The sequence below is a fragment of the Streptomyces sp. AM 4-1-1 genome, from assembly GCF_029167625.1.
GTDB lineage: Bacteria > Actinomycetota > Actinomycetes > Streptomycetales > Streptomycetaceae > Streptomyces.
In genome coordinates, this window is the sequence record NZ_CP119145.1 from 6,461,627 (window position 1) to 6,474,938 (window position 13,312).

At 73.7% G+C, this 13,312-nt stretch carries 12 protein-coding genes; 6 read left to right on the top strand and 6 right to left on the bottom strand.

Features of this window, described 5'->3' with window-relative positions:
* Positions 1–75: 75 nt before the first annotated feature.
* The 3 genes from PZB75_RS27360 to PZB75_RS27370 all read left to right on the top strand — a co-directional run bounded on the left by PZB75_RS27360 (position 76) and on the right by PZB75_RS27370 (position 4,584).
* A complete protein-coding gene (locus PZB75_RS27360) occupies positions 76–2,082 on the top strand; it encodes a prolyl oligopeptidase family serine peptidase (protein ID WP_275537956.1) in 2,007 nt (668 codons plus the stop codon).
* Between the two features lie 259 nt (positions 2,083–2,341).
* Positions 2,342–4,129 (top strand): CocE/NonD family hydrolase, encoded by a 1,788-nt coding sequence (locus PZB75_RS27365; RefSeq protein ID WP_275537957.1) that lies wholly within the window; start codon positions 2,342–2,344, stop codon positions 4,127–4,129.
* Between the two features lie 263 nt (positions 4,130–4,392).
* Positions 4,393–4,584: a DUF2795 domain-containing protein gene (locus PZB75_RS27370; protein ID WP_275537958.1), complete on the top strand. Its 192-nt coding sequence runs from the start codon at positions 4,393–4,395 to the stop codon at positions 4,582–4,584.
* 146 nt (positions 4,585–4,730) lie between these two features.
* On the opposite strand, the gene PZB75_RS27375 is transcribed toward PZB75_RS27370, so the two are convergent.
* From PZB75_RS27375 to PZB75_RS27390, 4 genes are all read right to left on the bottom strand, one after another.
* Entirely contained in the window at positions 4,731–5,069 is a 339-nt protein-coding gene (locus PZB75_RS27375) for a DUF6204 family protein (protein WP_275537959.1), read from the bottom strand.
* A gap of 118 nt (positions 5,070–5,187) precedes the next feature.
* A complete protein-coding gene (locus tag PZB75_RS27380) occupies positions 5,188–5,541 on the bottom strand; it encodes a VOC family protein (protein ID WP_275537960.1) in 354 nt (117 codons plus the stop codon).
* A gap of 141 nt (positions 5,542–5,682) precedes the next feature.
* A complete protein-coding gene (locus PZB75_RS27385) occupies positions 5,683–6,492 on the bottom strand; it encodes a methyltransferase domain-containing protein (RefSeq protein WP_275537961.1) in 810 nt (269 codons plus the stop codon).
* 219 nt (positions 6,493–6,711) lie between these two features.
* Positions 6,712–8,214 carry a bifunctional phosphatase PAP2/diacylglycerol kinase family protein gene (locus PZB75_RS27390; protein WP_275537962.1) on the bottom strand — a complete coding sequence of 501 codons (1,503 nt, stop codon included), beginning with the start codon at positions 8,212–8,214 and terminating at the stop codon, positions 6,712–6,714.
* A gap of 319 nt (positions 8,215–8,533) precedes the next feature.
* On the opposite strand from PZB75_RS27390, the gene PZB75_RS27395 reads away from it, so the two are divergent.
* Together PZB75_RS27395 and PZB75_RS27400 are read left to right on the top strand one after the other, a co-directional pair.
* A complete protein-coding gene (locus PZB75_RS27395) occupies positions 8,534–9,781 on the top strand; it encodes an aminotransferase class I/II-fold pyridoxal phosphate-dependent enzyme (protein ID WP_275537963.1) in 1,248 nt (415 codons plus the stop codon).
* 136 nt (positions 9,782–9,917) lie between these two features.
* Positions 9,918–10,982: an MBL fold metallo-hydrolase gene (locus PZB75_RS27400; protein ID WP_275537964.1), complete on the top strand. Its 1,065-nt coding sequence runs from the start codon at positions 9,918–9,920 to the stop codon at positions 10,980–10,982.
* Between the two features lie 62 nt (positions 10,983–11,044).
* Here the strand turns inward: PZB75_RS27400 and PZB75_RS27405 are convergent, their stop codons facing one another.
* Positions 11,045–11,665, bottom strand: a complete 621-nt coding sequence (locus PZB75_RS27405; protein WP_275537965.1) for a VTT domain-containing protein — start codon at positions 11,663–11,665, stop codon at positions 11,045–11,047.
* Positions 11,662–12,444, bottom strand: coding sequence for an MBL fold metallo-hydrolase (locus PZB75_RS27410; protein ID WP_275538892.1), 783 nt, complete (start codon positions 12,442–12,444; stop codon positions 11,662–11,664). The genes PZB75_RS27405 and PZB75_RS27410 overlap by 4 nt, the downstream gene beginning before the upstream one ends.
* A gap of 390 nt (positions 12,445–12,834) precedes the next feature.
* On the opposite strand from PZB75_RS27410, the gene PZB75_RS27415 reads away from it, so the two are divergent.
* Positions 12,835–13,239, top strand: coding sequence for a hypothetical protein (locus PZB75_RS27415; RefSeq protein WP_275537966.1), 405 nt, complete (start codon positions 12,835–12,837; stop codon positions 13,237–13,239).
* Positions 13,240–13,312 lie beyond the last annotated feature (73 nt).

A 13,312-nucleotide genomic window follows, 5' to 3' on the forward strand; every position in this document is an offset into this window, starting at 1 on the left:
ACGGTGCCCGGCCGCCGTTCGCGACGACACGGTCCGGCCGGTACGACTCCGCACCCAGCGACAGGGGAATCCACCATGGTGCCCACCGGGGCTTACGGAACCTGGCCGTCACCCGTCGACGCGGCGCTCGCCGCTTCGCACGACGGCCGTCCGGACCACGTAGGAGTCGTCGGGGACGAGGTGTGGTGGACCGAGCCGCGCCCGGCCGAGAACGGCCGCCGCGCGCTGATCCGCCGCCGGGCCGACGGCGCCACCGGCTCCGTGCTGCCCGCCCCGTGGGACGTCCGCAGCCGCGTCATCGAGTACGGCGGACAGCCGTGGGCGGGGACCGTACGGCCCGACGGCGGCCCGCTGATCGTGTTCGTCGACTTCGCCGACCAACGGCTGTACGCGTACGCCCCGGACGGGCCCGGCGAACCCTGGCCGCTCACCCCGGTGTCGGACCTGGGCGGCGGGCTGCGCTGGGTCGACCCGCACCTCCACCTCGACCAGGGTGAGCGGGGCGAGGTCTGGTGCGTACTGGAGGAGTTCACGGGGGCGGGGCCGACCGATCTGCGCAGGCTGATCGCAGCCGTACCGCTGGACGGCTCGGCGGCCGGCGACCGGGAGGCCGTACGGGAACTCACCGACGACCGGCACCGGTTCGTCACCGGGCCGAAGCTCTCCCCGGACGGGCGACGGGCCGCGTGGATCACCTGGGACCACCCGCGGATGCCGTGGGACGGCACGGTGGTGATGGTCGCCGACGTGGTGAACGGCTCCCTCACCGGGTCCCGCCCGGTCGTCGGCGACATCGACGAGTCCGTGGCCCAGGTGGAGTGGGACCGGGACGGCTCGCTGCTGTTCGTCTCGGACATCGGCAACTGGTGGGAGCCGCAACGCCTGCGCCCCGGCTCGGTGGCCCGCGCGGTGCTGCCCACCAGCAGGCTCTGTCCCGGCCGGGAGGAGGAGTTCGGCGGGGCGCTCTGGAAGATCGGCCTCAGCTGGTTCCGTCCGCTGGAGAACGGCACGATCGCCGTCATCCACGGCAAGGGCACCAACACGCTCGGCATACTCGACCCGGAGACCGGTGAACTGGTCGACGTCGCGGGGGACAGGACCGAGTGGGCGGCCACCCTCGCGGTGGACGGCAGCCGCGTCATCGGCGTCGCCGCGAGCCCGCACAGCTCGTACGAGGTCGTCGAACTGGACACCGCCACCGGCCACACCCGGGTCATCGGCGCACCTCACCGGGACCCGGTCGATCCGGCGTACTACCCGACGACGGACGTCCGTACGTTCTCCGGCCCCGGCGGCCGTGAGATCCACGCCCACGTCCATCCGCCGCACAGCCCCGACCGGACCGGACCGGACGACGAACGCCCGCCCTACGTGGTGTGGGCACACGGCGGGCCCACCAGCCGCAACCCGCTCGTGCTCGATCTGGAGGTCGCCTACTTCACCTCACGCGGCATCGGCGTCGTCGAGGTCGACTACGGGGGCTCGACCGGCTACGGCAGGGAGTACCGCGAACGGCTGCGCGAACAGTGGGGCGTCGTCGACGTGGAGGACTGCGCCGCCGTCGCGCGGGCCCTTGCCGCCGAGGGGACCGCGGACCCGGACCGGCTGGCCGTCCGGGGCGGCAGCGCCGGTGGCTGGACCGCCGCCGCCTCCCTGACCGGTACCGACGTCTACGCCTGCGGCACCATCCTCTTCCCGGTCCTCGACCTGACGGGGTGGGCCACCGACGGGACCCACGACTTCGAGTCGCAGTACCTCGACTCCCTCATCGGTCCGCTCGACGAGGTGCCCGAGCGCTACCGGGACCGCTCGCCGCTGACCGCCGCCGGTCGGCTCAGCACCCCGTTCCTGCTGCTCCAGGGCCTGGACGACGTGATCTGCCCGCCGGTCCAGTGCGAACGGTTCCTGGCCGCCGTGCGAGGTCGTGGAGTTCCGCACGCCTATCTGGCGTTCGAGGGCGAGGGCCACGGATTCCGGCGCGCCGACACCATGATCCGCGCACTGGAGGCGGAACTCTCCCTGTACGCACAGACGTTCGGCTTGTCCCGCCCCGATGTGCCGAGGCTGGAGCTGGAGCGGTGACCCACGTCCGACGTGATCGGTGGGGCCTGGTTGGCCGGACGTGATCGGCCGGGCGTGAGTGATTCGGTACGACCGGCCCGGCGTGACCGGTCCGGCATCGACCGAGGCTCCGTCAACGCGCCGAATGTGTCGGTCAACTGTTCGATCATGCCTCCCGGGGCCCCGTTCGGCGGTGTTGACGCGGCTATGACGGGCGCCACACCATGATCGTGATTCGCTGCATACCGGTCAGTAAGGTGCCCTCGGTCTGGAGGTCCTCGTGTCGCGTGCCGTCCCTGGATTCCGTAGAACTCTCACAGGTCTCGCCTGCGCCGCGCTCGCCGCGCCGCTCGTCCTCACCGCCCCGGCGCACGCCTCCGGCACCGCCGCCCGCACGGTCACCCCGCTGCGGTTCACCGTCCCGGCCGGCGGCCGTTCCTGCACGGTGGACGCCGACCTCTACCGGCCGGCCGGAGTCGACGCCCGGCACCCCGCCCCCGCCGTCCTCGCCACCAACGGCTTCGGCGGCAGCAAGTCGGACGGCACCACCGACGCGATCGGCAGGGCCTTCGCCGACCGGGGCTATGTTGCCCTCGTCTACTCCGGACTGGGATTCGGCGCGTCCGGCTGTCTGATCGCACTCGACGCCCCGGACACCGACGGCCGGGCGGCGAGCGGACTGATCGACTTCCTCGCCGGGTCCCGTGACGCCGACGACGGCAGCCACGCCGACTACGTCACCCAGGACGGGCCGGGAGATCCGAGGGTCGGGATGATCGGCGGCTCGTACGGCGGCGCCGTGCAACTGGCCACCGCCGCGGTCGACCACCGGGTCGACGCGATCGTCCCCATGGTCACCTGGAACGACCTGTCGTACTCCCTGGCCCCCAACAACACCGGGGCCGGGAGAGGGGTCTCGTCCGACACCCCCGGGGTCTTCAAATGGCAGTGGACCAACGGCTTCTACCTCATGGGCGAGGGGCAGCCGCTCCTCGTGCCCCGCCTCGACCCTTCGAGGTTCGGCAGCCTGAGCTGTCTGCACTTCGAGGTGAGGGTCTGCGAGGCCGTACGGCTGCTCAACTCCGGCCGTCTGAAGGACGGGAGCGCCGCCGACGTGATCGACTACCTGCGCGCTGTCTCGCCGGTGTCGTACCTCGACCGGATCGAGACCCCCACCCTGCTGGTGCAGGGACAGGACGACACCCTGTTCAACCTCAACGAGGCCACCGCCACCTACCGGGCCCTCAAGGCGCGGGGCACCGAGGTCAAGATGATCTGGCAGGCGTGGGGGCACAGCGGCGGCCAGGTGCCGGGCGAGTGGGACCTCACCGAGGGGAACCTCGACGGCAGTTACGTCGGCGGACGGGTCCTCGCCTGGTTCGACCGCTACCTCCGGCACCGGACCGGTACCGACACCGGTCCCGAGTTCGCCTACTACCGCGACTGGCGGAGCGGCTACGGCACCGCGTCCGAACCACCCGCCCTCACCCGGACGTTCAGGCTCTCCGGCGACGGCGGACTCGTCGACAGCCGGGCCGTGGCCGCCCGGGGCAGCCGCCGCTACACCAACTGGCCGGTCCCGACCAGCCATTCCGAGTTCTCCCTGGCGACTCTGATCGGTCTGTCCGACCCCCGGCCCTATGACACCCCGGGCACCTGCCTCGGCTGGACCAGCGCCCCGCTGACATCGCCCGTCGACGTGGTCGGCGCGCCGAGGGCCACGCTGAGGGTCGTCTCACCGAGGGCGGAACGGACGCGGAACAGCGGTGACGCCGCCGACAAGCTGGTGCTCTTCGCCAAGGTGTACGACCTGGCTCCGAACGGCTCGAAGACACTGGTGAACCGGCTGGTCGCACCGGTCCGGGTGCCGGACCCCGGCAAACCCTTCACCGTCGAGCTGCCGGGAATCGTGCACCGCTACCAGGCGGGGCACCGGCTGCACTTCGTGCTCGCGGCGAGCGACACCGCGTATTTCGGCAACCGCGGGGCCACACCCGTCACGGTCGTCAACGGGCCCGGGGGCACCGGAACCCTCCAGCTGCCGGTCGTCGGCGGCGCGACGACCTGAGCCCGGCCGCCGGACGGGCGTCGCCCGCCACCGGAGGATGGGTTCGCCGCGCCGATCCCGCGACCGGAGAGCCCCGGGCGCTGAGCCGTCCGGGTGATATCCGCCGCGCGTCGCCAAGCACTGGTTCGAACACGGTCCCGCGGGTACCCCGAACGCCTGGCGTTCCGTGGGCGCGCTCCGTGGACGCGGTACGCCTTGAGGACGCCGTTCGGAGCGGCTTCGGGCGGCTTCGCGCAGTACGGACGACAGGAGGACAGACCGCCATGGCGAACATCAACCCGATCGAGCTGCAGAAGGCCCTCAAGGGCGCCGACTACCCGTCCAGCCGCGAGGACCTGGTCTCACGGGCCAAGAAGAACGGCGCGGACGACGCCTTCGTCGAGAAGCTGTCGAGCGTGAGCAAGAAGAAGTTCGGCGGCCCCGACGAGGTGCAGAAGGCCGTGTTCGACCACTGAACACCCCGCACCACCGGCCGCTGAACACCCCGCACCACCCGCAGGGCGTACGGAGGGAACCGGACGCCCCCTGGCCGGCCGCGGAGCCGGTCCGGAGGCGGTGGCCACGGCGGTCACCGCCTCCGGACGCCCGTGCGGCCGCGGCCCTACCGGCGGGACCTGTGGTTGATCTTCATCGTGTCCATGTCCGTCACCGTGGAACGCAGTTCGCCGTGCCCGTACCCACGCTCCCTCAGCGCGGTGCCGGCCCGGTCCTCGGCGATCGCGGCGGCCATCTCCTCGCCGTCCCGCGCGTCCGAGACCACCACGAAGCGGTAGCTGAAGTGCTTCAGCGCTGCGTCGTACGAGAGCGAGCCCTCCTCGCAGAACCGCATCGCCGACAGTCCGTGCGCCTCGACCTCGGCCAGCAGCCGGGCGCGCGCCTCGTCCGTCAATCCGTCCCACGTGCCACGCACGATCACCCGGTACGTGTGCTGTGTACTCATCCGTGCTCCGCCACCTTCCGCCCGCCGTCCTCCGGTCCGTCGCCCTTCGCGGGCGGCTCGGCGGCCAAGGGTACGGCCACCGGCACGCGCGAGGGCGGCGCCCCCGGGGCGCCACCGGTCAGACGGCCGGCCGCCGGTCCGCGTACTCGAAGACCGAACCGTCCGGATGCATCGCGATCAGGTTGCGGCCCACCGGGGTCGGCACCGGGCCGACGAGGACACGGGCGCCTACATCGGTGAGTGCCGCGTGCGCCTCGTCGACGTTCTTGACGGCGATCGTCGCCGTCACCTTGCGCAGGATCTCAAGCTCCTCCTCCGGTCCGCTCATGAGGAGGAAGCAGCCGATGGCGGCGACCGAGACCCCGCCGCGCTCGAAGCGCAGCGCCGGAGAACTCGTGAGGCGCTCGTAGAAGACCACCGCGGCCTCCAGGTCGTCGACGCAGATGCGCAGCGTGGTTCCGAGGATTTCCATACCGAGAAGGGTAGTTCGGGATACCGGCGCGCGTGATCGATTCGGTCCGGACGGCGTCACGGTCGCCGGGTCCGATCGATGTCCGAAGCGCCGGGCGGGCGGCCGGAGCCGTGACCGGCCGTCCGGTCCGTGCGCCACCGGTCAGACGCGGCAGAGGACTTCGCCGTGCGGCACCATGAACCAGCCGTCGTCCCGCGCGCCCCAGGCGCGCCAGGCGGCGGCGATGCCCGCCAGTTCCCCGGCGCCCGCGTGCCCGCCCTCCACCGCCAGCTCCGCGTACACCGAACCGGTCGTGCGGTCGGCCCACAGCCCGCTCCACCAGGCCCGGCTCTCGGGGGTGGCGAAGCACCAGGTTGCGGCGGTCGGGGTGATGTCGGTGAAGCCGGCCCGACGGGCCCAGGAGAGCAGCCGCCGCCCCGCATCCGGTTCCCCGCCGTTGGCGCGGGCCACCCGCCCGTACAGCTCCTGCCACTCGGCCAGGGCGGGCACCTCCGGGTACCAGGTCATCGCGGCGTAGTCGCTGTCGCGGGCCGCGACGACGCCACCGGGGCGGCACACCCTGCGCATCTCGCTGAGCGCCCGTACGGGGTCTCCCACGTGCTGGAGCACCTGGTGGGCGTGGACGACGTCGAAGGAGTCGTCGGGGAAGTCCAGCGCGTGCACATCGGTGACGGCGAACTCGACGTTGTCCAGGCCGCGTTCGGACACGGCCGTCGCCGCCTGTTCCAGGACCCCCGGTGCGGTGTCGACCGCCGTCACCCGGCCTGGGGCCACCAGCTCCGCCAGATCGGCGGTGATCGTGCCCGGACCGCACCCGACGTCCAGCACGTCGAGTCCGGGTCGGAGTTCGGGGATCAGATAGGCCGCGGAGTTGGCGGCGGTGCGCCAGCGGTGCGAGCGCAGCACCGACTCGTGGTGGCCGTGGGTGTAGACGGCGGTCTCCTTCGGCATGGCCGTACGTCCTCTCTCGAACTCACCCGGCCCGAGCGGGCACCGGGTGCGCGGTGGAGGATTCACGGTACGCCGTCATGTCGCATCCTGAGATAGGCGTCTTGCGATGCGGACGACGCGCGGCGTCCCCGTACGCCGGATGGGCGGACGACCCGTGGTCGCCCGCCCCTCCTTCGTGCTCGTCCGCCGCGGCCCGGCAGGGGGCCCGCGGCGGCCCGGTCAGATCGCCATCGGGCAGTAGACGGTCAGCGCCTCCGGCATCTTGTCGATCAGCAACTCCGCTCCGGAGTGGGCCACTTCACCGTCGTAGGCGTACGGGGTGCCCGGCGCGAGTCCGGAGATGTGCACCCGGCGGCGCCGCTCCGCCGCGTGCACGGGGGAGCGGGTCAGCGGCCCGGCGATCGCCGCCGCCAGCAGCCGCAGCCCGGGAGTCCGCCCGCCGTGCACCACCCGGACGTCCAGCAGTCCGTCCGCGAGGTTGTGGCGGCGGCCCGGCGCCGGGCCGACCCGCTGGAAGAGGCCGTTACCGACGAACAGCAGCCACAACGGCCGCCGCCTGCCCTCCACCTCGGCCTCCAGCGGCCGCTGCCCACGCAGTACGTCGAATGCCGCGAGCACCCCGGCGGGCCAGCCGCCGATCCGCGGCGCCCAGTGCTCCCGGTTCCGCACCAGCTCCGGATAGACACCGAGACTGAAGGCGTTGAGGAAGTAGCCGTGCGCACCACCGGGCCCCTGGGGGCCGGGCCGGAACCGGCCGAGGTCCACCCGTACCGCCTCACCCGAGGCCAGAGCCGTACAGGTGTCGTGGACCGTCTCGATGCCCAGGTCGTACGCGAAGTGGTTGAGCGTCCCGCCGGGGAACACCGCCAGCGGCACGCCGTGCGTGGCGGCGACGGCCGCCGCCTGGTTGACCGTGCCGTCGCCCCCGCAGACGCCCAGCGCCCGGCAGCGCCCCGCCGCCTTCTCCAGGGTCGCGGACAGCTCCTCCGGGGGGCACTCCAGCACCTCGGCGCGCGGCAGCGCGTCCCGCACCAGCGCGGCGGTGGCCGTCGCGGTGCCCGACTCGCGGTTGACGACGACCACCAGATCCTGCCCCGCGGGAAGCGCGGGTGCCTCGGCGGGCGGGCGGCCCGGCGCGGGCAGCTGCCCACGCGTCGGTACGACACCACGCAGGGCGAACGCCGCTCCTATGCCGAGCGCCGCACCGGCCAGCACATCGCTCGGATAATGCACCCCGGTGTAGACGCGGGACGCGGCGACGGCGACGGCGAGCGGGGCGACGGCGGCGCCCCAGCCCTTGGACTCAAGGGCGACACCGGTGGCGAAGGCGGCGGCCGACGCGGCGTGACCCGACGGGAAGGACGTGGTGATCGGCTGCCGCTTGAGCCGCCGTATCACCGGAACGGCGTCCAGCATCGGCCGCCGGCGGCGTACCGCGCCCTTGCCGATCGTGTTGATCGCGGTCGAGGCGACGGCGAGCGAGGCGACCCCGCGCATCGCGGCCCTGCGCGCCCGCGCGCTGCTGCCGAACGCCGCCATACCGGCGGCGGCGCCGAACCACAGCAGCCCGTGGTTGGCGCTGCGGCTGAGCCGGGGCAGCAGCGGCCCCGCCCCCGGCCAGTCGCGGCTGGCAACGCTCTGGAAGACGGCGAGGTCGCATTGGTGCAGCCAGGTCCGCAGTCGTGCGGACGAGGGGACTGGTGACGGTGTACTCGGTGGCATGGCACTGCGAATACCCTGCTGGGCCGCACTGAACCAGCAGGCGCGCGCGAGAAGTGGCCGGAGGAGGCGCCCGGGGCGGCTCGCAGTCGTCCGCCGCACGGCCGGTGCGGCCGGCGGGCATGTCCTCGGCGGGTCGGGGCACCCGTCAGCCGTGATCGTGACAGCGCCCGCCCCACCGGCCCGGAAGTGTGACACGGCCCCACGGGCCGGAGAGGCGGCCGGGCGTGAACCCTCGTATAACTCGTACAGAGGCGACTCGTACGCAGGGCCCGGGAACGACGGACGGCACGGCAGCGACGGCGGCAGGAGGAGGCCCCGGATGCGCGATGGTGACGGCGGCCCCGGCCGGGCCCGCCCGGGTGTGCGCGAGGACCGGGGGCCGGTCCGGTACGGGCCCGCCGAACCCGTCGCGGGCCTGCCCGTACTGCCCGGGTCGGCCGGGGTGCTGGCCGCGGCGGCGGGCCGCACCGAGCCGGAACCGCCCGGCGGCGGTCCCGAACTCCGCGAGGCCGCCCGTGCCTACTGGAGGCGGCGCGGACTGCGCGGCGGGCCCGAGAGCGTCGTCGCCGCCCCGGGGGCCCAGTCGCTGCTGCTCGCCCTCATCGCCGCGCACGGCGGTGACGTCCTGCTGCCCCGCCCCTGCGCCGCCACCTGGATGCCGCAGGCCCGGCTCCTAGGGCGGCCCGTGTACCCCGTCCCGACCCCCGCCGAGTGCGGAGGCGTGCCCGATCCGTACGCCCTCCTGGAGACCGTGCGCCGGGTGCGGGCCGAGGGCGGCAGGCCCCGGCTGCTGCTGCTCTCGCCGGTCGACGACCCCACCGCCACCGTCGCCCCGCCCGAGCTCGTCCGCGAGGCGTGCGAGGCCGCGGTCGGCGAGGGACTGCACATCGTCAGCGACGAGACCTGGCGCGACACCCTGCACCGGCCGGACGACACCGTGCCGCTCAGCCCCGCCGAGATGTGCCCCGACGACGTCACCGTGGTCTGCGATCTGGCCGGGGCGCTCACCCCGGCCGCCTGGCCGGCCGCCGTGGCCCGCTTCCCGGCGACCGGCCGGGCCCGGCGGCGACAGGCCCGTACCCTCGACGTCCTCACCGCGCTCGGCGCGCTCGTCGCGGGACCCGTCGCCGCGGCGGCGGCGCACGCGCTGCGCGAACCGGAGAGCGTCACCGGACGAATACGGCGGAGCGCCGCCGCCCACGGACGCGTCGCCGCCGCCGCGCACCGGGCGGTCCTCTCCGCCGGGGCGCTCGCCAGGCCGCCCCAGGCGGGCCGGCACCTCTACGCCGACCTGGGGCCGCTGCGGTCCGGGCTCGCCGCGCGGGGCGTCACCGACTCCCTGGAACTGGAGGAGTACCTGACCGCCCGGCTCCGTACGCCGACCCCCGGCGGGCACCGGTTCGGGGACGAACTGGGCGCGCTCCGGGCGCGGCTGGGCGTCGGCCCGTTGCTCGGCCCCACCCCGCAGCGGCGGCTCGAAGCCCTCACCGCGGCCGAGCCGCTTGACCTGCCGCAGGTGACCGAGGCCCTGAGCGTCCTCGCGACGGCCCTGGACGAGCTCCGCTGATGCGCACCGCGCGGACGCCGTCCGGCGTCCCCCGGCCGCCGGGCTCGGCCCCTCGACAGCGGGGGACCCGCCCCGCGACCCCGTACCCCGCACCGGCCCTCCCGGCCCGGACCTCGACGACGACAGGAGCCATCCGATGACCCAGCAGACAGGACGGCCGGGAAGCGCCGAACACCCCCGGCGACCGCTCACCGCGGCGGTACCGCGCACTTCCCTCGTCGACACCCCGCGTCCCCGCCCGCTCGGCGAACTCCGGCACTGGCCGAAGACGTTCGCCGACCGGCTCACCACCCCTCTCCCCGGGTTCAAGGGCATGACCCGGCTGGCCAGGGAACGCGCCGTGCGACCCGACGCGGAAGGACTCCGCGACATCCACCGGCTGCCCTACGCCCCCGAACCGCTGCCCGCGACCCGGGCGGACACCGTGGCGGTCACCTGGGCCGGACACGCCAGCTGGATCATCCGGGCGGGCGGGCTCACGATCCTCGCCGACCCGGTCTGGTCACGCCGCATCCTCGGAACCCCGGCCCGGGTGACCCCCGTCGGGGTCCGCTGGGAGGACCTGCCGAAGATCGACGCGGTGGTCATCAGCCACAACCACTACGACCACCTCGACGCCCCCACCCTGCGCAGACTTCCCAGACACACACCCCTGTTCGTGCCCGCCGGGCTCGGCCGCTGGTGCCGTCGCCGCCGGTTCACCCATGTCACCGAACTCGACTGGTGGGAGGCGGCCGAACTGGGCGGCGTACGTTTCGACTTCGTCCCCTCCCACCACTGGTCCAAACGCACCCTCACCGACACCTGCCGCTCGCTGTGGGGCGGCTGGGTGATCTCCGAGCGGCGGAGCGGGGAGTCCGGCCGGAAGATCTACTTCGCGGGGGACACCGGCTACGGACACTGGTTCGAGGAGATCGGCCGCCGCCACCCCGGGATCGATCTGGCCCTGCTGCCGATCGGGGCGTACGAGCCGCGCTGGTGGCTCCGGGACGTGCACACCGACCCGGAGGAGGCGGTGCGGGCGTACGAGGACCTGGGCGCGCGGGCGATGGCACCGATGCACTGGGCGACGTTCCTGCTCTCCGCCGAGCCGGTGCTGGAGCCGCTGGCCCGGCTCCGTACCGCCTGGCGGCGGGCCGGTCACCCACGGGAACGGCTCTGGGACCTGCCCATCGGGGGTTCCCGGGTACTGGCGCCCTGACCGCCCCTGACCGCCCCTGACCGCCCCTGACCGCCCGGCGCCCGGCGCTACCGGGGTCGTCCTCAGTGCCCGAAGCGGCCCCGCAGTCCACGCCATACCGCCGGTGCGCCGCTGATCAGCAGCGTCAGCCCCACCGCCGTCACCACCCCTTCCCAGGGCTCGGCGAAGAGCGAACCACCCAGGATGCCGATCAGCTGGTACGTCGCGGCCCAGGCCAGACAGGCGGGCACATCGCCGCGGGCGAACCGGCGCATCGGCGTCCGGCCCAGCAGACAGGCCAGCATCACCGGAATCCGCCCGGCCGGTACCAGCCGGGACAGCACCAGGACCATCGCTCCGTGCTCGTCCAGCTTCTGCCGGGCCTGCGCGAGCCGTTCCGGCGCCGCCCGGTCACTCAGCGTCCGCAGCCATTTCGAGCCGTTCCTGGACCGCACCCCCCGCTGCCCCAGCCAGTACAGACCGATGTCGCCGAGGAAGGCGGCCCCCGACGCCACCCCGAACACCACGAGCAGCGCGAACGGTGACGTCTGGTGGAAGGCCACCACAGCCGCCGAACTCACCAGCGCCCCCGTCGGCACCACCGGTACCAGGGAGCCCAGCGTCACCAACAGGAACAGGGACGGGTAGCCGACCGCCTGCTGGGTGGACTCCGGGGGAAGCTGCCGGACGACCTCATGGATCACCGGCCGGTCTCCGGCCGCGTCCGCCCGCCGTGTCCGAGCAGGTGCACCGCCACCTCCGGGGCCAGCAGCGCGGCGTGCCGCAGGAACTCCTCGCCCGGCGAGTGGAACTCGTGCGGCCGGATTCCGTCCATGCCGATCGGCCAGTACGTGCCGTAGTGCACCGGCACGGCGGAGCGGGGGGACAGCTCGGCCAGTGCCAGCGCGGCCCGGCCCGCGTCGAGATGACTCGGACCGAGATACGGGCCCCAGCCGCCCACCGGCAGCAGCGCCACGTCGACCGGCCCGACCGCCTTCGCCATCCCGTCGAACAGCCCGGTGTCCCCGGCGAAGTAGGTGCGCGCCTCGCCCTCGACCACATAGCCGAGGGCGGGGGAGCGGTGCGGCCCGACCGGCAGCCGCCTGCCGTCGTGGGCGGCGGGCACCGCCCGTACCCGTACCCCACCGGTCCGCACCTCGTCGCCCGGTGCCACCTCGGTGACGCGGAAGCTCCTGGTCCGGCTCAGGGACCGCAGCCCAGGCACGGCCCGCGTCGCGCCCAGCGGCACGACCAGCCGGCTGCCGGGGGCCAGCCGGGCCAGCGAGGGCAGATGCAGATGGTCGGAGTGCAGATGCGAGATCAGCGTCACGTCCGCGAGGGCGGCCTCGGGCGGCGGCAGCGCGCCCCGGCGGCGGCGCAGATGGGCGAAGCGCCGTGCGAACAGCGGATCGGTCAGCACCCGGACCCCGGAGTCCTCGATCGTGCAGGTGGCATGTCCCCACCAGGTGATCTCCACCGGCACGTCCCGACTCCTCGCTGTCACGTGTCTCCTACCGGGCGCCCTCGCGGACGCCCCGGCCTCCGGACCCGTACGGCCCGCGTACCGCTTCCCGCCCGTACCGCTCGCCGTCCGGCTGTTCCGTGGGGTCCGCTTCCCCGCCCGTACCGCGCACCGGCTCGGGACCGGCGCACTGTCCCGTACGAGCGTAAGCGCCCCCGCGCACCCGCTACGCCGGAGTGCGCCATCTCGTACGGGTCCGGGCGGCGAAGACCGGGGTAGGGTCGGCGCAGAATCCGAGCGATCAGGGCGTTCCGTTCGATCATCGCGGGCCGAGCGGCCCGAGTGGTCGATCGAACGAATGAACGATCTAGGCGAGCGACCGGACGAGCGATCCGAACGAGGGGGACGGCCGTGGGGGACGTACGGGTGGCGGCCATCGCCAGTCTCACTCCGTTCGACCAGCTCGACGGCGACCCCTTTCTCGTGGACACCCGGAGCCAGCAGGCCATATGCGCCCGCTGGGCGGCGGACCGGGGCTATGTCGTCACCCGGCAGCTGCGTTTTTACGGGCTGCGCCCCGATCACCACGCCCTGTGGACCGATGTCGAGGACGGGGACGTCGAACTGTTCGTCGCCGCGAGTGACCAGGTGCTCGCCCGGGCACTGACCTCGGTCACGGAGTTCGCCGAGGAGTGCGGACGCCGGGGCGTGCGTCTGGAGACCGTCGGGCTGGACGATCCGGCCTACAGCGCCGGCCCGCGGGAGGACGATAGGCGAGGTCTCTCGGTGCCCGCCGTCGGCCGGCAGACCCGCTGAACGTACCTCGCGTCACGTGTGTCCCCCATGCCCCGTCGCGACGGCTCCGGACGCTCTCCGAAACGGCCCGGGG